The sequence below is a fragment of the Timonella sp. A28 genome (genome assembly GCF_051200815.1).
Taxonomy (GTDB): Bacteria; Actinomycetota; Actinomycetes; order Actinomycetales; family Cellulomonadaceae; genus Timonella.
In genome coordinates this window covers 2208107-2233476 of sequence record NZ_CP195159.1, presented here as the reverse complement: position 1 = coordinate 2233476, position 25370 = coordinate 2208107, and the positions used below count along the sequence as shown (strand labels likewise).

The window sequence follows — 25370 nt, the reverse complement described above, 5'->3', positions numbered from 1 at the left end:
CTTTCTCCTTTAAGTGTGTCTATCTGGCAATAGGTGATTTAGCGGCTGTTTGCCGAGTCAGGCACACGCATTGGTACTTCACTACCTGATTCCCCCTGCGCTGACTGTGCACTCGCAACACCATCTTGTCGACCACGTGCTGTAGCCGATTGGAAGGCTGACAATCGGGCACGAAGCTCTGCAGCATCGCGACTGATCTTTTGAGCGCTTGGATCGTCTTGTGGACTCTCCAGTTGTGTCCGTACACGACGAGTCAGGTTTCCACCTGCGTTTGTACTCATCGCGTTTGGACGGTAAGCCGACAACTCACTCAGTTCAGCAAGTGCCTGCTCTTGAAGTGTGGACTGTAGAGCCAATGCAGAAGAGTCACCGAATGCTACTGGAGGCTCCCAGTAGCTTCCACCGTTCTGTCCAGTTACTGGAAGGTCGGCCGCGCTGAGGGAACTCGGTGCAGCTTCTGCACTTTGGGTCCCTGCTGGCGTCCAGCTTCCTGTGGATTCTGGCTGACGGTAACTCTGCTGCGTCTGCGGCTCAGGGGCTGCATCAACATGTGGAGCAAATGATGTTGCTTCTGCCGCAGGTGCTTGTTGTGGCACCTGTTGCTGGCCTTGATGCACGTTTCCAACCTGTGGTTCTGGCTGGAAAGAAGTTCGTGCTGGGCTTTGGTGGCCAGGCACAGCTGGTGTGAATGACCCTTGTGTTTGCGCAGGACGTGTGGACACTCGTGGAGTGTTCTGCTGTGGCGCTGCTACAGGCTGCCTGAATGGCTGGTGGGCCATTGCTTGTGCCTGTGACGTTACGTCTACAGCTTCGTGTGCGCTTGGGGCTTCAATAGCTGATTCTTTTTTGCGGAACCTAGAGAAGAAGCCACGCTTTTCTAGTGATGCTGCAGAACCCTCTGGGGCGTCAGCAACAACATCAGCGAATGCTGGCAATGCAGGCATTGCTTGAGCGTTAGATCCGGCAGGTTGGCCTGCTGAAGGTCCGGCTTGTTCACTTAACGGGGTGAACGGGTGCTGTGGGTTGTTTCCAGCACGTACGTCTTGTCCCGTGTAGCTTCGCTGCGCATACTGCGATTGTGCAGTTGGCGCACTTGGCTGTTGTGGTTCAGCTGCTGCACTGTAGTCAGAAGCAGGTAGCTGCTGGGTTTCTTCTGCAGAGTATGCAGAGAAACGCAGGTCGCTGCTTTCCACAGGGGCTTCTGGCTCAAGTGCAGGCACATTGAACTGTCCTTGTGGTGCAGCTGGTGCTCCGCCGGCCCAGTTTTGCCCTGCCTGAGGTGCTTCTGCTGGGGTGTCTACAGCCTTCGCTTCGCGTGCACGTGAGGCACGGGTTGGAAGGTTTGCAAAACGACCTGCCCAGTCTCCGCCTTCGTCCTCATGCTGGTCAGCTGAGAGGTTACCTGCTGGAGGCAGCGGCGCGCTGTGTGCTTGCGTTGGAGCGTGCGCATCCACTGGCTTAAATCGAGAAGCAGCGCTTTCTTGCACTGGGGCTTCGACCGGAGCTTGTGGTTGCTTGGTGTTAGCTGCCTGTACGGCTTCGCTTGAAACAGGCTGTGTTACTGCAGGTTCTACGGTGTCGCTGCCACCAATTTCATTCGGGTTGAATGAACGGAAGCTTGAGAACATTGCAGAACGACGCTCTGGTTCTTGCGGAACAGTAGAGGTCTCTTCAACATCAAATGCTGGAGCTGCAGAGCTTGGCGTGTTTGCACGTGTTGGCAGAGCCTTCTTGGTTTCCACCAAGTGAGTGTCTGGCTTCCACGCCATGTCATCTTCTTCGAACACTGGAACGTTTGGTCGTTCTAGTGGTGGAAGAACAATCTCTGGCGAGTCGTTTGAGAAGTCAGCTGAAACGCCTGGGCGTGCTGGCAAACCTGAGGAAGTTCCACCACGGCTTGGCAGCGATGGGACTGGCGCAGTTTCAGACAGGTCAGGTGCGAAACCTTGGTTTGCACTTGGCGCTGCATCTACCACACGACGACGAGGCATACCTGTGTTTGTTGTGCCATCGGTGAGTGACGCAAGGTCAACTTCAGATACGACAGGTGCTTCAGGCTCAATCCACTGTTGTGTTGCAGATTGGGTTTCACGGCTGAGCGGGTCTGTTGGTTCAGGAAGCGGCGCTGAGCCCTCGTCTGCGAACAACGTGTATGGGAACGACAGCGTTGCAACTGTTCCAGTGGAACCGTCTGCTGGACGCGAGAATGCAACGTGTACGCCGAGACGGTCGGCGAGTCGTCCGACCACGAAAAGACCAACTCGTTGCACACCGACGACGTCGGATGCGGAACGGGATGCAACTTTCTTGTTTGCTTCCGCAATGTCAGTGTCGCTCATGCCCAGACCGTAGTCACGGATCATTACCGTCACGAAGGTCTTGGTGCGGGAGGTCGTAACTTCAACGGGAGTGTTTGGCTCCGAGAAGTTTGTAGCGTTTTCCAGCAACTCTGCAATGAGGTGTGCAGCGTTTAGTGCGTTGTGGCCAAGCATGTGCGGGTCTGCTTGGAGGTCGAGTTGAACGCGTTCATACAGTTCAATCTCGGAGGACGCGGTACGTACAACGTCAGACATTGGCATGGAGTCTCGTAGGCGTCGACCAGAGTCGATTCCAGCGAGTACCAACAGGGATTCCGAGTTACGACGCATACGTGTCGCAAGGTGGTCGAGTCGGAAGAGGTTAGCCAACGTTGTTGGGTCTTCTTCAGCGCGCTCGAGTTCGTCAAGGAATCCGAGTTGTCGGTTCAGCAGCACGTGGTCACGACGTGCCACGTTAACGAACATTTCTGCGATAGATCCACGCAGCGCTGCTTGCTCTTTTGCAACGTCGATGGTTGTGGAGTTTACCGCGTTGAAGGCTTCAGCGAGCTGACCTACTTCGTCTCGAGATTCAACTTTAATTTTCTCGATGTTGAAGTCTGGCCCTTGGCCTGGAACTGCCACTTGTTCAACAAGTCGTGGCAGCTCTGTCTTAACGCGGTCTGCAGCCTTAGTAAGGTTCTGCAGTGGTCGAGTAATCGACTTGGACGTCAAATATGCAATACCCAACGACAGCGCAACTGTTGCGGTCATTGCAAGAATCATCAAGATAGCCGAGTTACGTGCTTCTTGCACCGAGTCACTAGCGGCTGTTTCCATTGCTGTGGCAAGAGTGTCACGTGCTGGGGTGAGTTCTTCTACCTCAGCTGCTGCAAGCGAAGCCCATTTGTCTCGAAGAGGGTCTGGGATGTTACCCGTGTTTGCGTCTGCCAGTGATTGGCGAATCGAAGAAACTGAAGGGTCGATTTCTGGGAGTTCAACCTCAACGTGGTCGAGTCGGTCCATGAAGCGAATAGCTTTATCGCGTTGCGCGTTTGCCAGACGAATCTCAGCAGCAGTTTCACGATAAATGTGAAGGTTAGATTTAACTTCACTGGACACCGCAAGGATTTCACCAATCAGTGGAATCTCAGCGGTCATCTGGTCGATGTATCGAATAAGTTCAACGTATGCGAGTGTGTCACGGCCAACTTCACGGTCACGCGCAGTGTTACCCAGGGCTTCTGGGACACGCAACATTAACTCAATAGCTTGGTCGTAGCTTTCCGAAATAACGTGCGTACCAGCGTTACGACGCTTTGTTTGGTCCGCAGCAGCTTCAATCAAAACGCGCAGGTCTCGTTTAACTTCAAAAAGCGCTTCATTCACTTCGCTTGGAAGAAGGTTAAGGTTTTGTTCTTCAAAACTCTTATTCAATTGGTCTAACGCGACGGTACGCGTTTTAACCGCTTTTTCCCATTCTTGTTTTGCGCCAAGAACCTGACGACGGTATTCAACCGCCCAGTGTCGCTCTTGTTGCAGAATGGAAATGAAGTCTTGTCCTTCAGCGATAAGTTCTGTGGCATCTCTAACCTGTTCCGCCGTACGCCAGTTCTGAATCGACTGGTACGAGAAGATCGAAGCCGCCATCAAAATGATGACGATCGGAACAGCAAGGGTTGCAAGGATCTTGTTCTGCACGCTAAGGCGATTGAGCATCCTTGATCCTTCCGGTTATTTGCTTGGCAACGACACAATATGACCGCTGCTAATGAGGTATCGGCACGAAATATCCCGTGCTTTAACTCTTGGCATGACAATTCAGTCACCAAGCGTAGGCTTTGAGAGGGTGAAGTTTCAATATTCAAGGTGGGAAGGACTACGCATGCTGGTGGTTAAAACGTCTCAGGAACCCAACGATTCCAAAGAATCTGGGCACTTAAATTTCACCCACATGGAAAGTCCCGCTCCCTTGTTTGAGCAGGTCGTCATAGACATTACCGCAGCCGGAGTGAACAGAGCGGACGTTTTACAGGCACATGGGCACTACAGTCCGCCTCCGGAGGCAAGCGACGTGCTTGGACTAGAAGTCGCTGGAGTCGTCTCAGCAGTTGGAAGATCAGGGTCACCTTTTAGGGTTGGCGACCGAGTTATGGCCTTACTCGATTCTGGTGGTTATGCCGAGAAAGTCGCCGTTTCTGAGCACCTAGTGTTACCTATTCCAGATCGATTTTCATTCACGCAAGCAGCAGGAATTATGGAAGCTGCGTGCACTGTTTGGAGCAATCTTTTTGACGTTGGGGGACTTAAGCCTAGTGAGACTGTACTAATCCACGGAGGCTCTGGTGGGGTCGGTTCTTTCGCTATTCAACTCGCTGCAGCACGCGGCGCTCACGTGATTGCGGTGGCACGAACACCTGAGCGTGTAGCGCGTTGTCTTGAGCTTGGTGCGCACGTAGGTTTCGCATACCAAGACGACACGAGTGACGAACCTTTTACAGAGCGCCTACCTCACAATGTGCGAGACGTTACGGGCGGGCAAGGTGTTGACGTCATCTTAGATGTCTTGGGTGCCGCGTATCTTGATGCGCATCTTGCTTCGTTAGCAACGGGCGGACGTCTCGTTGTCATTGGGTTGCAAAAGGGGGTTCGAGGAACGTTAAATCTGGGCAGGCTCCTAGAAAAACGGGCAAGCATCCACGGCACCACGCTTCGTTCGCGTCCACTGGAAGAAAAAGCTGCTCTAGTTGACGCGGTTAAGCGCCATGTGTTGCCGCTTCTCGCAGATGGAAGCATCACCCCCATCATCCACACAACACTCCCCCTACATGCGGCGCAGAAAGCTCACACGGCCCTGACCTCTGGTGACGTCTTTGGCAAGGTAGTCCTGACCATGCCCTCGCATGACGAATAGCCGTGGACTACCTTGCCGTACACACGGATTACCCTTTAACCGATCCTGCTAGCAGACCGCGAACGAAGTACCGTTGCAACGCCAAGAAGACGATAACTGGGACCACCATCGATACGAATGCTCCGGCTGACAGCAAATACCACGCCTGTCCTCGAGTACCAGAAAGTTCGGCAACTCGTACCGTCAATGGAGCAACGTTCTGGTCCCCTCCTGCGAACGTTAACGCCACAAGCAGGTCATTCCAGACCCACAAAAACTGGAAAATAGCGAACGACGCAATAGCTGGAACAAGAAGCGGCATCAGCACTTGGAAGAAGATTTTGACGTGCCCTGCGCCATCTACTCGCGCAGCCTCCACAAGTTCACGTGGGATCTCTTTCATAAAGTTATGCAGCAAGAAAATAGCAAGCGGCAAAGCAAAAATGGAGTGAGATAACCACACCGTCCAAAACGTGCCGTTCAAGTCCCATTTCACGTATTGCGTCAACAAAGGGATCAAGGCAACTTGCAGTGGTACAACCTGCAACGCAAAAACCGCAACGAACAAAATATTGCGACCTTTAAAGTCGATCCATGCAAAAGCGTATGCGGCGAGGAGAGCCAACGTTATCGGTATAACCACCGCTGGCAAGGTAATAACGATGGAGTTCACAAAGAATGTGGACAGTTGATAGCGGCTACCCGTCAACACTTCAACATAGTTGTCCGTTGTCGACGTGAAATCAGTAAACCACGTCCACCAGCCCGAACGTTTAATATCTGCTTGCGGACGAAACGACGTCACCAGCAAACCAACTGTGGGGATCGTCCACAAAACTGCAATCACAATCGCTGTCACCGAAGCGATGCGTGTGCCTAAAGTTTTACGCACTTTATCTGCGCGAATATCAAGCCGTTCCATAGCGGAAGGAGAAGGTGTTTGCTCCGGCAGCGCCGATTGCGGGGTTGTCATCGCACTTCCTCCGTTTTCTTCATTTGGATCACGTTGTACACGATGAGTGGCACCACAAACACAAACAGCAGAACAGCCAAAGCGGAACCTAAGCCCATATTGTTTTGTCTAAATGATTGGGTGTAGAACTCGTTCGCGATCACCTGCGTGCCAAAGTTTCCACCAGTCATCGTTCGAACAATGTCGAACACCTTCAACGTGCCCATCGCGATAGTTGTCAGCACGACAACCAAAGCAGGTCGCACGCTCGGTACTGTGATGTACCAGAACAGTTGCATGCCGCCAACGCCATCTAGCCGGGCAGCTTCAACTGTGTCGTCTGGAATAGCTTTAATTGCAGCCGACAAAATCGTCATGGCGAAACCGGACTGAATCCAAATCATGACGATCATGAGGAACAAGTTGTTCCATGGGCCGTCAAGCAGGAACTGGTGCGGCTCAAAACCAAGCCAAATGAGGGTCTGATTCAGTAAACCGATTTGTGCGGGTTGCTTATCTGGGGGTACGCCTTCCAAGATTGCCCGGTATTCGTACATGAACTTCCAGATGATCGATGCTCCCACCATCGAGATCGCCATCGGCATGAACATGAGTGTTTTAGCAAATTTTTCGACCCGTGTGCGATCAACTAGAACGGCATAAATAAGACCGATAAGAGTAGAAATAACTGGCACAAACAGTGTCCACGCAATCGTGTTCAACAGCACCTGCTGAAACTCTGGTTCTGTGATTGCGGTCGTATAGTTTTCGGTTCCTATAAATTCCGAGCCGTCAAAGTTGTAGAAAGATGCCCGCACCGTGTTTAGTGCTGGGTACACCAAACCAAATGACAAACCTAAAATCGCGGGTCCAAGGAAAGCTACAACTAGGACCCAGCGAGGTGCGCGCGGCATTTTTTCCACAACAAATAAAATGATTCCCATAACGATCACAAATATTGCGATCGCCATAAACATCAGCAGAAACTTTTCCCCTGTCGTATCTGCATATTTCAGCCAGTCCACAGCAACTCCAATACTCCGTTGTACGTGTGCGGGGGTGCCACCTACAGCGGGTAGGTGAGAACAATGCGCGTCCTCTCACCTACCCGCTAATGGTGCTATATGCGCTCAGTGATTACTTCCACGAAGCTTGGATAGCGTCAAGAACAGCCGTATCTGATTTGTCTTCCGCAATCCAAGCTGTCATTTCTGTCCAGAACGAACCTGCCCCAACGGCCCCTGGCATGAGGTCGGAAGCGTCAAAACCGAAGTCTTGTGAGGTGTCTGAAAGAAGTTCGAACGACAGTTTGTCGATTGGAGAGACAAGGTTTTCTGGGTCAAGTCCTGAGTTAGCTGAAACCCAGCCACCGCTTGGTGTTGCAATTGCTTTTGCGTTGCTCCATTCAGGGCTAGACAAGAACGCCTGGAATGCTGCAACTTCTGGTCGGTCCGAGAACGCTGCAACGAACTCTCCACCACCAAGAACAGGACGTGAATCTTCAGTCATGCCTGGGAAGTAGAAAGCGAACACATCACCGTTCTCAGAAACGTCAGTTCCTTCTGGCCAGTTAGCTGCATAGAACGATGCTTGACGGTGCATGTAGCACAAGCCACCGTTTTCCTCGAGGATAGGCAATCCACCATCTTGGAATTCTGTGGTTGCGATAGACGTGACGTCACCGATACCACCGTTAACGTACTTGTCGTTCTTAAGGATCGCTCCTACTTTTCCAAGCGAATCGACGATGACAGGGTCGTTGAATTTCACTTCGTTTGTGACCCACTGGTTGTATGTGTCGATTCCACCTGTACGAAGCACGAGGTCTTCCAGCCAGTCTGTTGCTGGCCATCCTGTTGCTTCACCTGAACCGATACCAGCGCACCAAGGTTTGACACCTTCAGCGCCGTGATCTGCGACGATCTTGTCCGACAAAGCGATCAATTCGTCGTATGTTTTAGGGATTTCGTACCCGCTCTCAGCAAATTTTGCTGGTGAGTACCAGACGAAAGATTTCACGTTTGCGCCCAAAGGAGCTGCATAGAACTTTCCGTCAACTGAGCCGTAGTCTTTCCACGACGCCGCAAAGTATTGGTCGACGTTAGCTGCGGTTCCTGCCGAGGCTTCAACGACTTTACCTGGATATTGGGTCACTAATGTTTGCAAAAGTCCAGGCTGCGGGATGTAGGCGATGTCTGGTGGGCTGCCAGCTTTCAATTTCACTTGCAGTTGGGCTTCAAACTCTTTGGAGCCCTCATATTTGATGGTTGCCCCAGTGCATTCTTCGAATGGCTTGTACGAGTCAATGTGTGGCTGGTCTTCTGGCGCCACAATTGACGTGTATACAGAGACAGTTTTTCCAGATAGGTCACCGTACTGCTCGTATGCAGTGCAGTCGGTGTCTGCCGAGGCGCCCCCTTGATCATCGCCACCGTCGTCGCTGCCGCATGCGGCAAGTGCGAGTGTCAATGTTAAACCGGATGCAACGGCTAATACTGAACGTCGCCTAATTGTGCTCTTCATTGAACTTCTTCCTCACGTCGTTGTAGAGGCTTCTAAACGTTATGGTGCGTACGTCTAGAGGTGCTCATGCAGTGTTCACATGGGGAGTTCTAAGACACTTTGTGTCTTTTCAATCCCGTCTTCAGGCTACAGATGGGGAAAAATACCCGCTCGTTGAAACCGAAAAACGTTACTGATTTGAAAGAAACGAAGAGAATATCAAAGTTTACTTACAGCAAACTCTCAAGAATTGGCGCTAATCCGTCATCAATAATCGGATAGGTAATATCGTCCGCAGCGGCAATAACGGAAAGCTTCCGCATGCCCCATTGCTACCCCGCGATACGCCCATTGCAGCATTTCAATGTCGTTCTCTGAATCGCCAACAGCAAGAGTGTGCGTAGGCAAAACGTCAAGGTGAGTGCGTAGCCGCTCCATACCGTACGCCTTAGTGATGCCGTGGGGTGCAAGGTCCATCCAGTACACATCAGCCACAGAATAGTAGGTGTCTCGTAACCCGAGTTGCGCCACATGCTTTGAAAATTCGCGTGCCGCGTGGGTTGCCCGCGCAACGACAACACGTGACGTTTCAAAGTTGCGCAAGTCAGCTATATCAACGTGTTGGTGGTCTCCGTGAAGTTTCGACGAGCCGAAATCTTTAGAGATGTAGTATCCGACTCCAACGTTTTCAAGCGCGATAACGGCATTCGGCATGTACGCGTGCAGTGCGTCTACAGCGTGCGCTGCATCGAACATAACCGCATGGTCGACGACGTAGCCGTTAGGGAGTTCTGGGTCAAGGCGGGCAGTCACAGAGCCGTTAGAACACACGGCCCATCCTTCAGTTATGCCAAGTTCCTTCAACACGGGCAGCGTCGCAACCAGTGGCCGACCAGTAGACAACACTACGTGGTGGCCGCGAACACCAAGTTCGGTGATCGCGGCCCGCACGTTAGCGGATATGAACTCATCGGCAGTCATGATCGTGCCGTCAATGTCCAGCCCGATAAGAAGGGGAGATTCAGCCACGCGACACTGGCTCCAACACCTCAAGGCCGCCCAAGTATGGACGTAAACCTTCAGGCACACGCACTGAACCGTCTGCTTGCTGGTGGTTTTCGAGGATAGCGACAATCCACCGTGTTGTTGCAAGGGTTCCGTTCAAGGTGGCAACCATACGGGTTTCAGATTTTCCGTCTACCTCAACGCGCTCACGCACGTTAAGTCGGCGCGCCTGGAAGGTTGTGCAGTTTGAGGTGGAGGTCAACTCTAAGTAACGGTTTTGCGTAGGAAGCCATGCTTCACAGTCGAACTTTCGCGCTGCTGATGAACCAAGATCTCCTGCTGCCGTGTCAATAACACGGTATGGGAGTTCGCATTTCTTCAGCATTTCTTCTTCCCACGCAAGGAGACGCTGGTGTTCTTGTTCTGCTTCTTCTGCCGTGCAGTACGAGAACATTTCGACTTTGTGGAACTGGTGCACACGAATAATTCCGCGCACATCTTTACCGTGTGAACCTGCCTCACGTCGGTAGCATGCGCTCCACCCTGCGTAACGTTTAGGCCCCGCAGTCAGGTCAACAAATTCGTCGCTGTGGTAGCCCGCGAGCGCTACTTCTGAGGTGCCGACGAGGTATTGGTCGTCTGCGCCGAGGTAGTAGATTTCGTCTGCGTGGGCTCCGAGGAATCCGGTGCCGCGCATGATGTTTGGGTTGACGATTGTTGGGGTCATCATGGGGGTGAAGCCGGTTGCTACGGCTTGGTCCATTGCGGCGTTGAGGAGTGCGAGTTCGAGGCGCGCTCCGATGCCGGTGAGGTAGTAGAAGCGTGAGCCGGAGACTTTTGCGCCGCGTTCGGTGTCGATTGCTTGGAGGCCTTCGCCGAGTGCGAGGTGGTCTTGTGGTTCGAAGCCTTCTGCGGTGAAGTCTCGTGGGGTGCCTTCGTGGCGTAGCACGATGTAGTCTTCCTCGCCGCCTGCGGGGGCGCCTTCGACGAGGTTGCCTACGGTGAGTAGGAGTGTGTTGAGTTTTTCGTCGGCTTCGTTTGCTACTGCTTGGAGTCGTTTTACTTCTGCGGCGAGGACTTTGGTGCGTGCGAGTAGCGCGGTTTTTTCGTCGCCTTGGGCTTTTGCTACGTCTTTGCCGATAGTTTTTTGTTCGGCTCGTAGGTTTTCGAATTCGATGAGAGATGATCGACGTACGGAGTCCGCGTCAAGGATCGCTTCGACGATCGATGGGTCGGCGCCGCGAGCGATTTGGCTTTGGCGTACACGGTCTGGGTTTTCGCGGAGGATACGTAGATCAATCACCTCTCTAGGTTACCTACTCCACGCAAAATTTTTTGCATCAGAGGTTACCGTTGTACGTATGGATGCTGAGCAGTGGTTATTGGCTGCAACTATTTTTCTTCTTGTTGTCACTCTTGTGGTTGTTGGGGTGACGCTGGTTGAGTTGCGTGCTGTGCGGTTTTTGGCGCGCAGTCATGGGGGCGCGCTGTCTGCTGAGGCTGAGCAGGGGGCTTCTGCTGGGCCGTTGATTGCGTTTATTGCGAATCCGTCGAAGCCGAGTGTCGCTAGTTTGAAGGGGCCGTTGTTGTCCCGTTGTTTGGCGCAGGGTTTGCCTGATCCGTTGTGGTTGGAGACGACTGTTGAGGATCCTGGTGGCGGTCAGGCTCGTGATGCTATTGCGCGTGGTGCTGACATTGTTGTTGCGGTGGGTGGTGATGGCACTGTGCGTGCTGTTGCCTCGCATATGACGAATACGAGTACTCCTATGGGGATTATTCCGGTGGGTACGGGTAATTTGTTGGCTCGTAATTTAGATATTTCTGTGAGTTCTGTTGATGACGCGTTTCAGGTGATTCTTGAGGGAACTGATCGGCGTATTGATGTTGGGTGGCTTCAGGTTGTGGAGCCGGATGTTTCTGTTCGGGACCGGCTTGAGAAGGTTGCTGCGCATGGTCGTACACCTATGACGCGGCGTCGTGCTCAGGAGAAGTTGGATGCTGGTGAGGGGCTTCCTGCGGATACTGAGAAGCATCTTTTTCTTGTGATTTCGGGTGTTGGTTTTGATGCTGCAATGATTGCGGATGCGGATGCGACGTTGAAGGCGAAGGTGGGTTGGGTCGCCTATTTTGTTGCGGGTATGCGTCATTTGCATGGCAACCGGTTGAATGCTCGGATTTCTCTTGATGGTCGGCGTTTTCAGACTCAATTGCGTACATTGTTGGTGGGTAATTGCGGGAAGCTTCCTGGTGGTATCACTCTTATTCCTGACGCGATTATTGATGATGGTGTGCACGATGTTGCTGCTATTGATACGCGTGGTGGTATTGCTGGTTGGGTGCAGCTTTTTGGTGAGGTTGTATTGCAGGGGTATGGGTTGAAGAATGAGTTGCCGACGAAGGTTGGGCGCATCGATCATATTCAGGCTCGCACTGTTGAGGTGTCTATTTTGGAGGGCGCGCAAGCTCAGGTTGACGGGGATATTGTGGGTCGGGCGCGGTGTGTGCGCACGTGGGTTGAACCTCACGCTTTGATTGTTCGTGCCCCGTTGCCGAGTCTTAACCTGCGGTGATGCTGTTTAGTTTCGGTTTCTTCTGGACTCTTTCACTTTATTTTGTATCGTTTTCCTCCAGGTTTTCGCTGCTTGTCATTTAGGCTATTGGGGTGCGTGTGTATCCTGAGTTTCAGCCTGTGACTTTTCCTTTGACGCGATGGTCTGCGAGTTTTTCGCAGCGTCGTGGCCGCCGGTTGTGGGCTGTTGGACTGCTGGTTGCCGTACTGGCCTTCATGTTTCCGACGATTCCGTCGTATGCGGTGCCTGAAAATATTGCTTCTGTTCATGCCGGTGACGGTGAGGAAGATTTTCATCAGGTTGTTTTTATTGGTGCTTCTGGTTTGAGGTGGGCTGATGTTACGGCCGAACGCACTCCTCACATTGCTAAGTTTGCGCAAGCTTCTGCGGTAGGGAATCTTGTTACTCGTGGGGTCCGCACTTCTGCTTGTCCTGCTGATGGGTGGCTTGCTTTTTCTGCCGGAAACCGTGCGGGTGACTCTATTAATGGTGCTGGTAGTGCATGCCGGTATCTTGAAGAGCCTTCTGATGCGGCGCCCACCACGAATGAGTCTGCGCTTATGGAGGCTCGGGTCCCGCAGTGGAGCGTTTTTCAGGAGGCTGTTGCTGAGCAAAAATATAGTGCCGTTTTAGGTTCAACTGGTGAGGTTTTACTTCAGGGCGGTATTGATACTGCTGCGGTTGGGCCTGGCGCGGCTATTGCGTTGGCACAACCTGACGGTCGTGTTGTGGGCCCATATTTTGCTCGTCCGGCTGCTGCAGGGCAGATTGGGTTTCCTGTTGGGCAGGCGTTAGATGTGCTGGACGGGGCGAACAGGTTTTTAGCTGTTGATGCCGGCCATATTCGGGTGAGTTCTAACCAGTCGTTGTCTGACCCTGTGGTGTTAGCTCAGTTCCAAGAGATTGATGAACGCGTTGATTCAACGTTGCGGGCAATATATGCGGATGATCCTCGGTTAGAGCACACAACTATTGTGTTGGCGTCGTTGGCGGATCCGATGGGTGCGCCACGCTTATCTATTCTTGCCATGGCGGGGAAAGACGTTGAGGGTAATTTTTTGACGTCGCCGTCGACCCGACAGGCTGGTTACAGTCAAGCAACTGATGTTCCCACCACTATTTTTAATTTGTTAGATGTTGACTATTCTGCGCAGCGGTCAACATTTGTAGGCTCGTCTATTGGTGTGGAAACAGTTCCTGGTACTGCAACTGAGCGCATTGACGCGCTTATCGACGATGAAACGCACGCGTTGGCAGCTCGTCCTCTGGTGGGCACCTACTTTCTGATTTTTTGTATCGTCAATATTTTGTTGTTTGCCTCTGTGTCTTACGTCTTTTCGGGCAGGTTTTTACGTCGTGTCACACGTAGTGGCACGTGGATTGCTCGTCATTCACGGGCGCTCATTAAATGCTGTGAAGTTGCGGGTATTGCGTTGGCGTCGTTGCCGGTGGCTACGTTGCTTGCAAATCTTTTTCCGTGGTGGCGTGCTGCTGCGCCAGTTATTGCGCTTACCGGTATTTGCGCACTCATTATTGGAATCATTGTTGGTGTCACGATGCTTCCGATCTGGCGGGCGTGGCGTTTTGGTCCGATTGGGATTGTTGCTCTCATTACCGCCGTGACTTTAGCGGTTGATATTGCTACTGGAGCGCAACTGCAAATTTCTGCGTTGATGGGTGTGCAGCCCATGGTTGGCGGACGCTTTTACGGATTTAACAACCATGCGTTCACCCTGTTTGCGGTTTCTACTGTGCTGCTTGCTGGGGCTATAGCAAATGAGCTTGTCGCCCGTAATAAACGTAAACTTGCGGGGCTTGCGGTTGCGCTTGTTGGCGTTGGCGCGATCCTGCTTGATGGGTCGCCTTCTTTGGGCGCCGATTTTGGTGGGCCGCCGGCCTTGTTCCCTGCTTTTGCGATGCTGACCCTTGTCGCGTTAGGCATCAAAATTAGTTGGAAAAAAGCTGTGGGCATACTTGCTGCCGCTGTTTTTGTTGTGTCATCTTTTGCGGTGTTGGATTGGCTGCGTCCAGCAGATCAGCGCACTCACCTTGGCCGTTTCGTTGACACTGTTCTTGACGGTGGTTTCTTTGACGTGGTTGGGCGAAAACTGGCAGCAAACTTTTCAACGTTCACGAACCCGCTGTCGCTTGTTGCGATCACTGGGGTTTTAGTTATTTTGATTGTGTTAGGTCGTCCGGTCAGGTTGGCTGCGCGCGAAGCAAACACCTTAGCGCCTTACCATTGGCTCACCCATGGCGTGCCGCTGAAACAGATCGCAACGGACACCCCCATGTTCTTGCCTACTGTTCATGCCGTGTATGTGGCGTTAGCGATTGGCACACTTGTTAATGATTCTGGTGTTGTCATTCTTGGCATTGGTCTTGCTGTACTCGTGCCACTGTTGATCGCTACATATGCACGCTGGATTTTGGGGCTGGCTCGTCCGCAGCATCCACAATCTGCGGTGACGTCTAGCCCCGACCCTAGCGCTGCTCCTACCGCATAACAGAAGACAAAAGCCCATCTTATGCACATTGCGCGCATTCTCTTTAGGCTGGTGGCTACTTATGTTCCACACTAGGGAGAATTATGGCAAATGTATCGTTCGTCAACGAATTAGGTGCACACACAACACTGCACTATGACGACCAAGGCTTTGGCAAACCTGTGGTGTGCATCCATGGGTATCCGCTCGATGGGAGTTCGTGGGAGAAGCAGACCACTACTCTTCTTGCGCAAGGGTATCGAGTCATCACATATGACCGGCGCGGTTTTGGGCGTTCTTCACACCTCAGCGAGGGGTATAACTATGATGCCTTTGCTGGTGACCTTGACCAGCTGCTGCGTCATCTCAATCTACGTGAGGCGACGCTTATCGGGTTTTCTATGGGTAGCGGCGAGATCGCCCGCTACATGAAACTTTTCGGCCCAGAACGTATCAAGGCAACTGTGTTCATTGGCTGCCTAGAACCGTACCTGCGCAAGACTGAAGAAAATCCTGACGGCGCTGTAACTCAAGAATTTATTGACGATTTTTCTGCGACAGTCGCGGCAGACAGGTACGCGTTTTTTACACAATTTTTTGAGAACTTCTTTAACACAGCACAATTGTTGGGGTCACGGGTTAGCGAAGAAGCCTTACGCCACCATTGGGATGTCGCGTCATCGTCGGGAACGATTGCGTCTATCAAGGCGCCTTTTACCTGGCTTGAAGATTTTCGACAGGACATTCCCGCAGTTACTGTACCTAGTTTGATAGTGCACGGCACCGAGGACAATATTCTTCCCATTGATGCGACCGCACGCCGGTTTAAGCATCTGCTACCTGATGCCCGGTATGTAGAAATTGAAGGTGCGCCTCACGGCCTGCTATGGACTCATGCGGACGAGGTGAACACACACCTTCTTCGTTTTCTACAGGACACCCTATAGGGCTCTTATCTAACTATTTATAGAAGTCCTTCTCAGAGAGTTCTACTATCCCTTGTGCGGTGTACAGGTGCATGCCTTCTTCGGTGGGCTCATACCCGACAACATCTGGGTAGCGGTGCGTTGTGGTCTCCCCCGTTTCCGTGGAGGTGACGTGCACAATTACTTTATTGTTCAGCACCGAGGTCCAATAGATTCGTCTTTCTTTTTCGTCGATGTCGCAGCCGAGCTTGCACATGTCCGCGGGGAAGGTGGCCCCAAAGTCGTAGTCTGTAATGATGTCGTCGTTGAGCAAAAACAGCGCGCCGTTAATGAATTCTTCATCAAGTTTTTTAATTTCAGCGCCGTCAAGAGATGCCGTATACAACTCAAACTCCCCTATCTCAGAAGAGTACCGAGTAAACGTTAAATGCTTGTCGTGAACGACAGCACCTGAAATCGCATACGGAAATTCGTAAAGTGTTTCCAGTTTCTTGCCGTCAACGAGGCGCACAAGATTGGTAGCCTCTTGAGCGTTTTCTGCACCTAGCGGCTGTTGCAGGAAGTAATGCTTCTTTGAGCTACTTGAGACGGGGAAAAGCAAGGATCCTTCGACCTCGAGGATGCGACGTGGCGCGTCTCCCCCTGCCTCAAATAAAGAGAACTCGTGTGCGTCCGAATCGCCGTGTGTGAAGTAGTTGCCATGGTAGTTGGCATCAAAATATCCAAAGTATTTCAGGTCTGGATCGAGTGTACGCACTCCCCCGGTTTTGAGGTTGTATGCAACTAGTTGTGATGAAAAACGGTCCACGATGACTTTTTCATCAGCTTTGAGGTTAGAGAAATCAGCGTCAAGATATTCAACCGGTTCAGGCTTCAATGCGTTGGCGGAGCCAGCGTCTGTGCACCCTGAAATAAGAAAAGAAAAGATACCGAGTAAAAGCACATGTTTCGAAATTTTCATAAAACGCCTGTCACACATTGCTGCAGAGTTCTGCTATTCATTGGTCAGAGGTGTCGCTCGTCCCCGCAATTCGGGCGTGAAGGCATGTCAAAATAAGCGCACTTGCAGGCGCAACAAAAAAGGGGAAAGTGACGCACAAAGAATATGTGCGCCACTTTCACCCCTCAATGGGCTGATCTATTTTCTCACTATTCGGGATAACGACCTAGTGGTAATTTTTCGGACTTTCATTCCTTCGCTCACGTTTCACAAGCAAAAACATCACGGTTGCTCCACAGGCACATGAGTGTCCCACCACTGCAACACCGCTTCAAACCGTTGCCGACGATGCCACGGTGTCCCAGAACGAGACAATTCATGATCCTCACCCGGGAAAACCAGCATTTCGCTGTGCACTCCAGCTCGACGCAACGCAGCATAATATTCTTGAGCTTGGCCAAGCGGGCACCGCAAGTCGTTCTCTGAATGCATCACCAACGTTGGCGTTTTGACATTATGCACAACAGACATCGGGCTTTGCGCCTTGACCTTGTCAACGTCTATACCCGTGTACTCGTCGGCAAAGAACCAACCGATATCGCTCGTACCAACAAAAGAAAGCGGATTCAAGAAACCGCGTTCCACAAGGGCTGCAGCAAACCGGTGATCGTGCCCGATGATCCAACTTGTTAAATATCCGCCATACGATCCACCCAAAATTCCGACCCGGCTGGAATCCACATCAGGTGACTGCGCTAAGGCTTGATCCAAGAAAGCAAGCACATCTGTTTTGTCGAGCGTTCCCATCGCCTCTTTGATGGCTAGACCATGTGCACGCCCATAACCTGCACTACCGCGCGGGTTGCATTGCACAACGGCGTAGCCTGCCTGGGCATACACTTGGGCTTCATCAAAATACCCCCAGTTGTAATCTGCAAAAGGCCCACCATGGATATTCAGCAACACGGGGTGTGGTCCCTCAGTAGCCGGTTTATAGATCCAGCCATGAATGGGGTATCCATCCGGTGCAACAGCAGTGAACTCTTCTTGCTCAACCACCACTGTATGTTCCCGCAACGCCGCTGATAAGTCCGTTACCGTGCGCATATTCCCATCCCCAAGAACAGCAATATCACCTGGGGTTTGAGCATCGGTAAAAGAAAAGACAGTAACGTTCTGCGTCGCAGCAGCACCTGTAACAACGCGGTTTCCGGTCACGAGCACTTCAGTGTGCCCTGCGTCGGTCACCTTGTGGAGTTCTCCGCGCCCTCGCGTACGAGCAAACGCTAAGACCCCGTCGCGGGTAGGTATAAGAGTGGAATGTACATCTCCGTAATCTGCGCTGTCTGAATCGGTAAGTTTATGGGGCTGTGATGTGGGAAGGGAAGCCACGGGCACGCAGTAAACAGCCGTATTACGGGCGACAAAATCGCGTCCGGTGTCTCCCAGTTCTTGACCGAGCAAGTACATTGTCTGTCCATCAGTAGACAGCGTTGGCTGAGAAAAACTTATTGCGCTGCGCTCAGCACGAACTTCTTCAAGTGCCGGGCTTGGTCGCGCATCATATTCTTCCTCGACTTCACAAGCGATACCGTCAGAAAGCCGCACTGAGTACACGTTGGTGCATAAGTCGTTGTCATACCCGTCATGCTGGGTGGACGTGAAATAAATTTTCTCGCCATCATGCGCCCAGTGTGGAGATCGTGCTGGATACCGCGGATCGCTCAACATAAGCGTTGATGGAACGCGCTCCTGCTCCGGGTACGAACCCACATCCGAGTGTTCAACAAGCGTTGCACGTCCCACCGGCACATAAAACGGTTCAGCATCAAGTGCAGGCACATCAAGAACAAACAACGCTGGATTACGGTCAACTACCCAGCCAGTTCCGTTCGCTTGGGACTTATTCACCGTAATTCGACGAGGGTCTTCAGCAGGAGCGCTCACTCCAGCGAGACTGCCGTAACGGGTAGGCTCATGCACCGAAGAAATAAAAGCGATCTTGCGCGAGTCCGGAGCCCACACAAAGTCTGTGACCCCTAAATGACGATTCGTGACGAGCAGCGGCTCCCCACCGTTCGCGTCCATGACAGCAATCTGCGGTTTTCCTTTTTTATCCGCACGCAAAAACGCGATCATTCGTCCATCCGGCGAATACTGCGGGGCCCTGTCATGCTGCCCGCGAGTTATTCGTCGCGGCGGTTGTGTACCGTCCACCTTCGTCTGCCAGAGCTGACCGGTGTACGAGTCAGTTGTGAAGTTAGCGCGCGCAGCCCCAAACACGATGCTTTCACCGGATGGGCTAAGAGTGGGCGGGGTAACGGTGGTGATCAGGTCAATGTGTTCAGGTTTCACCTTGTCCACCCTATGCCACAACGAACACAGTGAGGCCCTCATAGAGGACCTCACTGTGAATAAAGCTAGTGTGCAGTTGGGTTAGACGTCTGCCGTACTACGTTTACGAAGCCGCCGTGCCGCAATCGCAAGTTGCACATCGCGGAACTGTGAGGCGCGGTGCATCGTGCCTTTCCAGTCTTTACCTGATGGACGATGCTTCAAATCGCATGGCACTTCAACGGCCACATAACCTCGCGACACCAAGTCGATGGTGAGGCCCGTTTCTACGCCCCACCCGCGAGCAAGTGGTGTAGCCGCTTCGAACGCTTCACGAGTCATGCAACGCATACCTGACAGCGGTTGTACGGGAGTCCAGCCAGTCATTGACGCAATCGCTTTACGTGCTGCCCCCACCACAAAGCCGTGCCCGCCAGCACCCGGCTGAGGAGGAAGCAACGCGATAGACATGTCAGCTTCACCGTTAAACACTGGATCAACGAGCGGCGCAGTGTTCACAGCCGTCTCGGCAAGGTCACCGTCAATAAACAGCAAAAGACGTGGCAGTTTGCCGCGCGCATCACGCATAGCGACAACAGCAGCACCGGTTTCCATCGCAGACGCTTTTCCTCTGTTGTGCGAATGCCGCACAACAACAGCGCCAGCTTCACGGGCAATGTCTTGCGTGTTGTCTTCGCTACCGTCGTCTACAACAAGAACAAGGTCAACGTGTGGGATGGCTTTAGCAGAACGAACCGTAGCGGCGATACGTCGTGCTTCATCTTTTGCTGGGATAACAACAGCAACTCGTTGACGCGACAGTTCTTTCTCGTCTGCCTGCGAAGATGCTGACTTAGCGCGACGAATCCGCGCGACCTGGGAACTACCAGGAGTGTTAGCAGACTGCTTTGAGTCGTTCACAGCACATCCTTTGCCTTGCAGTACAAAAACCGATTCTTTACAAAAATATTACTGTTTGATCGGGTGTGCGAGTTGGTGACACACCCGACCACAGTTGTTCGGGATTTAGCGCAACGTGATCTGACGGGAAATAATTCCAGCGCGGGCACGTCGCTCATTAGCGTCGAGTGGCTCCGTGTTCTCGATCGCTGCTTTCAAACCAGTCCAGAACTCAGCAGCAGCTGCTTCAATGTCCTCAACCTCTGATCCACGCACAAGTTCCCACACTGGAATCACGATTCCGCAAGAACGGAATGCGCCAAGGAACTTTGCGCCATCAATCGAGGAAGCGCGCTGCGCATGCAAGCGGGCGATACCGTTGATGACTGCGTCTTCGTCGTACGGCATTGCCCAACGTAAGAACTCTTTAGCACCCATGCGGCACCAGTATGCGGAATCAACTGTGCTGACCTTTTTGGTGTCGATCATTGATTCTGCTGCTTCGTCGAGCGCGGAACGCAACTCTGCTGAAACCTCAACGCTTGGGTCAAGCCAGTAGTCGAAACCGTCGTGAGTGTGCACTTCGAACGGCTGCTCTAAGTCAAGAATGTCTTGCAAGCGAGGGCCTTCACCGGGTAAACCAGAGCGAAGCACAGGTGTGCCTGGTTCGAGTTCCCACGCCTCAAGTAGGTTCGCTGCAATGTCACGGGAAACATCGCCTGAACCTGCAAGAGTTTGCAACGCGACGAAAACGTGTCCGTCTGCGCGATGCAACGCAGGCCACTGCTCTGGCAATGACGTGGTGAAAGTAAATTCGCGTGAGCCGTACTCCGCGTTTGTTCGAGCTGAAATCGTTGCTGCTGGTACAACCTCACGCATAGCGACGAGGTCTGCTTCTGCTGGGATTCCCTCAAACGGGCGCAGCACAAACTCTGAAGACGTATTCTTTGCCATAGATTCAAGCCTACCGGTTTGTATTCCTTCAGTTTGCGTGTTCAGACACGCTTCACATCCTCATTCACAAAATGCCACGTGATGGGCAACACATCCACAAAGAAAATGGGAAGATCGATATATGGATTCCCGTGCAGGCTCTTACGCCCTTCCCGAAGACCTCATTAACGTTGACGAGCTGATCAGCGCCTACTACGACCTCATACCGGATGTTTCTCAACCAACACACAAGGTTGTGTTTGGCACATCGGGGCATCGCGGTTCAAGCCTCGATCATGCGTTTAATGAAGCACACATTGTTGCAACGACTGCAGCGATCGTTGAATATCGTGCACTGCAGGGAACGGACGGTCCGCTTTTTATCGGCCGCGACACACATGCGCTTTCGCTTCCCGCATGGCAGACCGCCCTTGAGGTTTTGGCCGCAGCTGGCGTCACAACGATGATTGATGCGCGTGATTCATACACGCCAACCCCTGCCGTATCGCAGGCAATATTGCTGCATAACGGGGCTATTTCGGCAGAAGGTGTACGTACTACAGGACCGGGGCTTGCAGATGGAATCGTAGTCACGCCCTCACATAATCCGCCGCGTGATGGCGGTTTTAAATACAACCCTCCGCATGGTGGGCCTGCCGGTTCTGAAGCAACCTCATGGATTGCACGTCGCGCCAACGAGATATTGGCCGACGATTTTCGTAAAGTTCCGCGGTTCACCCACGCGCAAGCTGAGGCTTCTGGAGTGTTACATCGACACGACTATTTATCGGCGTACGTTGATGATCTTGCATCAGTTCTTGACCTTGACGCGATTCGTTCCGCAGGCATCCGCATTGGGGCGGACCCGCTAGGTGGGGCATCAGTAGATTATTGGGGTGCCATTGGCGAACGTTATGGTCTGCAACTCACAGTCGTTAATCCACAGGTGGATCCGCGCTGGGGTTTTATGACCCTCGACTGGGATGAAAAAATCCGTATGGACTGCTCGTCACCGTATGCGATGGCTTCACTCACACGGCAGCTAGAGGATGGAGCCCCCTACGATATCGCCACAGGTAATGATGCGGACGCTGACCGGCATGGAATTGTCACGCCTGATGCGGGCTTAATGAACCCCAACCACTATTTAGCGGTTGCAATCAACTACTTGTTCTCTGGGGCGCGACCTCACTGGCCTGCTCACGCCGCGATAGGGAAAACTCTTGTGTCGTCGGGGCTCATTGATCGGGTGGGGCAGGGTGTTGGGCGCCGCGTCATAGAGGTACCGGTCGGGTTTAAATGGTTTGTGCCTGGCCTACTTGACGGCTCGATCGGTTTCGGCGGGGAAGAATCTGCTGGCGCGTCTTTCCTACGCATGTCTGGGACAGTGTGGACCACTGACAAAGACGGTTTACTGCTGTCGTTACTTGCGTCAGAAATCATGGCAAAAACCGGAAAAACTCCGTCCGAGCATCACCGCGACCTCGTCGATACGTATGGTCAGTCTTGGTATGCCCGCCTTGATGCACAGGCAACAAAACAGCAAAAAGAAACCTTGTCGAAGCTTTCTGCTGAACAAGTCACTGCAACACATTTAGCGTCAGACCCAATCACAGCAAAGCTGACGCACGCACCCGGAAATGACGCGGCAATTGGTGGTTTAAAAGTGACGACGAATAACGCGTGGTTTGCGGCTCGCCCGTCAGGAACTGAAGACGTGTATAAGGTGTACGCCGAGTCGTTCACCTCAGCTGATCATTTAGAGCAGGTGAAACAATCAGCTCAAGCGGTTGTTGCTGAGGCACTTGCTGAATAAAGAACCCCGAAGTCAAGAGGTGCGCTGCGTGTCTTCAACGACGCAGCGCGCCTCTTGACTGGTGAACCTATGATTTTTTGGACAATAATTTGCAAATAATCACGCCCAGAAGAACAACAAACGCGACAATAATTATTGAACCTACAAGGTCATATAGAGGTGGCATGCCAACAGGATACAAAAGGACATAACACGTATTCAACTTTTTAGGCGTACATTATCTGAAAATTAATTAACTTTGCGGGCAACAATCGTAAACGTACACGGTATAACGTTGCGCAACGGTTCAGGCCACTCATAGTTATCGTCGTCACGACGCACCATATGCGGGGAAAACTCCCACGGCAATGTTTCCCCTTCATGCATGGCTTCTATACGCAGCCCTGCTTTCAACAACGCAGTAACAACCTCAGCAATAGAATGCGGCCACTCATACGTGCGCGATGAAGCAATAGTTCCTTCGCCCCCATACGTAGTGGCATCGTCCCAAATTTGAGCTTTACCGTTAGGGAAATACCGATATCGCGGCAACGGCGGGTATTCGACCTCATCTAAGGCGTAAAGCGACGGATGCCCATCACGAATATAAAAAACACCATCCGAGGTAAGCAGCGCGGAGATTTGTTGGGCCCAACGCTCTAGATCAGACAACCAGCAGATGGTGCCGATCGAGGTGTACACAACATCAAACTGTTCCCGTGTAAGCGTTGCGGCTTCAAGCACATCACCTTCAAGCCACTGCACTTTCACACCTAACCCATCAGCGAGAATAGCGGCCGCTTCTAAAGCAGATTGTGAAAAATCAATGCCTGTCACATGGGCGCCAAGCCGAGCTAAGGACACGGTGTCTGTCCCAATGTGGCATTGCAAGTGGCACACCTTCAGCCCGCCAATATCGCTTTCGGGGAGATGCGGGGCAAGGAAATCAATATCGTGCGCAACAACACCACTAATATGATTCGGGTCAGCGTGAAAGGCACTGATTCCGTACCCTGCTTCTACATGGATCGGAACCCTTTCATCCCAGTTCCTTTGGTTAGCACTGCGGGCGTCATCCCAAGAAATTTTTACATCTTCATTTATTGAGGGCTCCATACAAAAACCGTAGCGGATGCACTTTTATTCTGGCTAATGTTTTTTGCCTCATTTTCACGTTTTCCTTAAAAGTAAATTGCAATCATTTCGCAACAAAATGTAGGACGTAAAACATATTTCGTTTCGATACAAACCGATAGTGTGTGGCTCATGACTGCACTCGATGTTTCTGCTGATCAATTAGCAAATCTGGTATCCCCAATCGGCACTATTGCGCACTACGCCCGTTTAACCGGGGGCATGTTTGCAACAACATTCAAAGTTACGCTTACAGATGGCCAAGTAATTGTTGTCAAGATTGCCCCTGCTGGCGATTCGTCATTACTCACCTATGAGCGCAACATAACCAAAGCAGAACTCGATATTTATCAACGCTGCGCAGATAAACCTGCGCTTCTTATGCCGTCGGTAATTCACTGGGACTTTACCCGCGCTCATGTGGAAGGCGATGCGATCTTCGTGTCACACCTTGACGGAACGCCATGGACGACCCTCATTGAGGACAAAAAACTTGGTTGGGACGCTGAACGACCAGCCCTTGACCGCGCCCACTATTTCCCGCTGTTACACACTGTCACGTCACATACTTTCGGGTATCCTGCGTCACCTAACCTGCAGGGAAAGACATGGCGTGAAGCGTTCACGAACATGTGGGAAGCGCTCTTTGCAGACAGCGCAAGGTGGGACATTCGTCTGCCTGAAGCTTTGATGCGTGAAGCGTTAGCGCAACACATACACGTCTTTGATGACGTAACACGTGCCCACCTCATTCACATGGACTTGTGGCAAGGAAATATGTTCCTTAACTCTGAGCATGGCTTATGTGGAGTTATTGATACAGAACGCGCACTGTTTGGCGACCCGCTTTTTGATTTTGTTGGCTGCGATCAGCTAGGTGAGGGCCCTATCCCTACCGATCACGCGCAAGCGTACATGGATACTGCGCAACGGATATACCAGACTGCGCAACACGATGCACCTAGCCTGAACCTTGGGCACGTAGACCTTGACATCATGCACGCACTTGCGTCACTCGACGTACCCACGCATGCGCCTCAAGCCGAAACACTCACGAGCGCAGACATTCGTATCTTGTTCTACCGCTGCTACATTTACGCGCTGCTATTGCTTGAGGTTGGCCCACGCGACTACCCGCAGGACTGGGTTATTGAGCACACCGAAAAGATGAACCGTCAGCTTCATGCAGCATTGAACCTCTTAACAGGTTCGTACGTGCCACGTTAAAACATGTTTGTTGTTGATCGCAGCCCGTTATACCGACTGTTCTGCAAGCAGATCTTGGTATATCGGGTTGCGGTCAATGAAGCCTGCAGTGAACGAACATATAGGGTTTACTGTCGCCCCAATTTTCCGTGCCCATGAGAACGCTTCAATGGTGAGCGCAGACGCGACACCTTGGCCTTTAAAACGAGGGTCAACTACGGTACTAGGAATGGACAGTACTTTATTGAAGAGGCCTTCACCGCTGATCTCATAGGCAACATATCCAGCAATTTCGCCGTCCTGAGCACGCGCAACAAACCTGCTACCTTGCAGGTCTTGGGTGATGTCGAACTCTTCTTTATCGCTGTGAACGCTCATATGTTTTCGCTTTCCTGTTCCATTCCATATATGCGTGTGTGATTTCTACGGTAAACCCGCTAGAGCGCGTTTCAGCATATGGTGGGGCAGATCACCCCATGCTTATCGTGAAACAGTGC

General features: G+C 52.1%; 18 protein-coding genes. 6 read left to right on the top strand and 12 right to left on the bottom strand.

Annotated elements, in window-relative coordinates; translation table 11 throughout:
- Positions 1 to 38: 38 nt before the first annotated feature.
- Positions 39 to 4016: an ATP-binding protein gene (locus ACR9EC_RS10505; protein ID WP_435299182.1), complete on the bottom strand. Its 3978-nt coding sequence runs from the start codon at positions 4014 to 4016 to the stop codon at positions 39 to 41.
- A gap of 94 nt (positions 4017 to 4110) precedes the next feature.
- Between ACR9EC_RS10505 and ACR9EC_RS10500 the strand changes: the two genes are divergently transcribed.
- The gene (locus ACR9EC_RS10500; RefSeq protein WP_435299181.1) at positions 4111 to 5211 is read left to right on the top strand and encodes an NAD(P)H-quinone oxidoreductase; all 1101 of its coding nucleotides are present in this window, start codon (positions 4111 to 4113) and stop codon (positions 5209 to 5211) included.
- 28 nt (positions 5212 to 5239) lie between these two features.
- Here ACR9EC_RS10500 and ACR9EC_RS10495 read toward each other — a convergent pair whose 3' ends face one another.
- The 5 genes from ACR9EC_RS10495 to serS all read right to left on the bottom strand — a co-directional run bounded on the left by ACR9EC_RS10495 (position 5240) and on the right by serS (position 10952).
- Complete coding sequence (locus tag ACR9EC_RS10495) at positions 5240 to 6163, bottom strand: carbohydrate ABC transporter permease (RefSeq protein WP_435299180.1); 924 nt, start codon at positions 6161 to 6163, stop codon at positions 5240 to 5242.
- Positions 6160 to 7167 (bottom strand): carbohydrate ABC transporter permease, encoded by a 1008-nt coding sequence (locus ACR9EC_RS10490; RefSeq protein ID WP_435299179.1) that lies wholly within the window; start codon positions 7165 to 7167, stop codon positions 6160 to 6162. Before ACR9EC_RS10490 ends, ACR9EC_RS10495 begins: the two co-directional genes overlap by 4 nt.
- A 112-nt stretch (positions 7168 to 7279) precedes the next feature.
- The gene (locus ACR9EC_RS10485) at positions 7280 to 8665 is read right to left on the bottom strand and encodes an ABC transporter substrate-binding protein (RefSeq protein WP_435299178.1); all 1386 of its coding nucleotides are present in this window, start codon (positions 8663 to 8665) and stop codon (positions 7280 to 7282) included.
- Positions 8666 to 8911: 246 nt separating this feature from the next.
- Positions 8912 to 9673 carry an HAD family hydrolase gene (locus ACR9EC_RS10480; RefSeq protein ID WP_435299177.1) on the bottom strand — a complete coding sequence of 254 codons (762 nt, stop codon included), beginning with the start codon at positions 9671 to 9673 and terminating at the stop codon, positions 8912 to 8914.
- Positions 9666 to 10952 carry a serine--tRNA ligase gene (gene serS / locus ACR9EC_RS10475; protein ID WP_435299176.1) on the bottom strand — a complete coding sequence of 429 codons (1287 nt, stop codon included), beginning with the start codon at positions 10950 to 10952 and terminating at the stop codon, positions 9666 to 9668. Before serS ends, ACR9EC_RS10480 begins: the two co-directional genes overlap by 8 nt.
- A 58-nt stretch (positions 10953 to 11010) precedes the next feature.
- Here serS and ACR9EC_RS10470 point away from each other — a divergent pair, with 58 nt between their 5' ends.
- The 3 genes from ACR9EC_RS10470 to ACR9EC_RS10460 all read left to right on the top strand — a co-directional run bounded on the left by ACR9EC_RS10470 (position 11011) and on the right by ACR9EC_RS10460 (position 15652).
- A complete protein-coding gene (locus ACR9EC_RS10470; protein WP_435299175.1) occupies positions 11011 to 12219 on the top strand; it encodes a diacylglycerol/lipid kinase family protein in 1209 nt (402 codons plus the stop codon).
- A gap of 119 nt (positions 12220 to 12338) precedes the next feature.
- Positions 12339 to 14726, top strand: a complete 2388-nt coding sequence (locus tag ACR9EC_RS10465) for a hypothetical protein (protein ID WP_435299174.1) — start codon at positions 12339 to 12341, stop codon at positions 14724 to 14726.
- Between the two features lie 83 nt (positions 14727 to 14809).
- Positions 14810 to 15652, top strand: a complete 843-nt coding sequence (locus ACR9EC_RS10460; RefSeq protein ID WP_435299173.1) for an alpha/beta fold hydrolase — start codon at positions 14810 to 14812, stop codon at positions 15650 to 15652.
- A 13-nt stretch (positions 15653 to 15665) separates the two neighbouring features.
- Here ACR9EC_RS10460 and ACR9EC_RS10455 read toward each other — a convergent pair whose 3' ends face one another.
- From ACR9EC_RS10455 to ACR9EC_RS10440, 4 genes are all read right to left on the bottom strand, one after another.
- Positions 15666 to 16592, bottom strand: a complete 927-nt coding sequence (locus ACR9EC_RS10455; protein ID WP_435299172.1) for a hypothetical protein — start codon at positions 16590 to 16592, stop codon at positions 15666 to 15668.
- Between the two features lie 261 nt (positions 16593 to 16853).
- Positions 16854 to 18926 (bottom strand): prolyl oligopeptidase family serine peptidase, encoded by a 2073-nt coding sequence (locus ACR9EC_RS10450; protein ID WP_435299171.1) that lies wholly within the window; start codon positions 18924 to 18926, stop codon positions 16854 to 16856.
- 81 nt (positions 18927 to 19007) lie between these two features.
- Entirely contained in the window at positions 19008 to 19772 is a 765-nt protein-coding gene (locus ACR9EC_RS10445; RefSeq protein WP_435300649.1) for a glycosyltransferase family 2 protein, read from the bottom strand.
- Positions 19773 to 19931: 159 nt separating this feature from the next.
- Entirely contained in the window at positions 19932 to 20759 is an 828-nt protein-coding gene (locus ACR9EC_RS10440; RefSeq protein WP_435299170.1) for a DUF5926 family protein, read from the bottom strand.
- Between the two features lie 121 nt (positions 20760 to 20880).
- Here ACR9EC_RS10440 and pgm point away from each other — a divergent pair, with 121 nt between their 5' ends.
- The gene (gene pgm / locus ACR9EC_RS10435) at positions 20881 to 22554 is read left to right on the top strand and encodes a phosphoglucomutase (alpha-D-glucose-1,6-bisphosphate-dependent) (RefSeq protein WP_435299169.1); all 1674 of its coding nucleotides are present in this window, start codon (positions 20881 to 20883) and stop codon (positions 22552 to 22554) included.
- 228 nt (positions 22555 to 22782) lie between these two features.
- On the opposite strand, the gene ACR9EC_RS10430 is transcribed toward pgm, so the two are convergent.
- Entirely contained in the window at positions 22783 to 23649 is an 867-nt protein-coding gene (locus tag ACR9EC_RS10430) for a class I SAM-dependent methyltransferase (protein ID WP_435299168.1), read from the bottom strand.
- Positions 23650 to 23799: 150 nt separating this feature from the next.
- Between ACR9EC_RS10430 and ACR9EC_RS10425 the strand changes: the two genes are divergently transcribed.
- Entirely contained in the window at positions 23800 to 24894 is a 1095-nt protein-coding gene (locus ACR9EC_RS10425) for a phosphotransferase family protein (protein ID WP_435299167.1), read from the top strand.
- 27 nt (positions 24895 to 24921) lie between these two features.
- Here the strand turns inward: ACR9EC_RS10425 and ACR9EC_RS10420 are convergent, their stop codons facing one another.
- A complete protein-coding gene (locus ACR9EC_RS10420) occupies positions 24922 to 25251 on the bottom strand; it encodes a GNAT family N-acetyltransferase (protein ID WP_435299166.1) in 330 nt (109 codons plus the stop codon).
- Positions 25252 to 25370 lie beyond the last annotated feature (119 nt).

Coding starts and splice junctions, on each gene's coding strand:
- ACR9EC_RS10420 (WP_435299166.1), bottom strand. CDS start 25,251: ATGAGCGTTCACAGCGATAAAGAAGAGTTCGACATCACCCAAGACCTG.
- ACR9EC_RS10485 (WP_435299178.1), bottom strand. CDS start 8,665: ATGAAGAGCACAATTAGGCGACGTTCAGTATTAGCCGTTGCATCCGGT.
- ACR9EC_RS10460 (WP_435299173.1), top strand. CDS start 14,810: ATGGCAAATGTATCGTTCGTCAACGAATTAGGTGCACACACAACACTG.
- ACR9EC_RS10500 (WP_435299181.1), top strand. CDS start 4,111: ATGACAATTCAGTCACCAAGCGTAGGCTTTGAGAGGGTGAAGTTTCAA.
- ACR9EC_RS10425 (WP_435299167.1), top strand. CDS start 23,800: ATGACTGCACTCGATGTTTCTGCTGATCAATTAGCAAATCTGGTATCC.
- ACR9EC_RS10440 (WP_435299170.1), bottom strand. CDS start 20,759: ATGGCAAAGAATACGTCTTCAGAGTTTGTGCTGCGCCCGTTTGAGGGA.
- pgm (WP_435299169.1), top strand. CDS start 20,881: ATGGATTCCCGTGCAGGCTCTTACGCCCTTCCCGAAGACCTCATTAAC.
- ACR9EC_RS10455 (WP_435299172.1), bottom strand. CDS start 16,592: ATGAAAATTTCGAAACATGTGCTTTTACTCGGTATCTTTTCTTTTCTT.
- ACR9EC_RS10495 (WP_435299180.1), bottom strand. CDS start 6,163: ATGACAACCCCGCAATCGGCGCTGCCGGAGCAAACACCTTCTCCTTCC.
- ACR9EC_RS10430 (WP_435299168.1), bottom strand. CDS start 23,649: ATGGAGCCCTCAATAAATGAAGATGTAAAAATTTCTTGGGATGACGCC.
- ACR9EC_RS10505 (WP_435299182.1), bottom strand. CDS start 4,016: ATGCTCAATCGCCTTAGCGTGCAGAACAAGATCCTTGCAACCCTTGCT.
- ACR9EC_RS10470 (WP_435299175.1), top strand. CDS start 11,011: ATGGATGCTGAGCAGTGGTTATTGGCTGCAACTATTTTTCTTCTTGTT.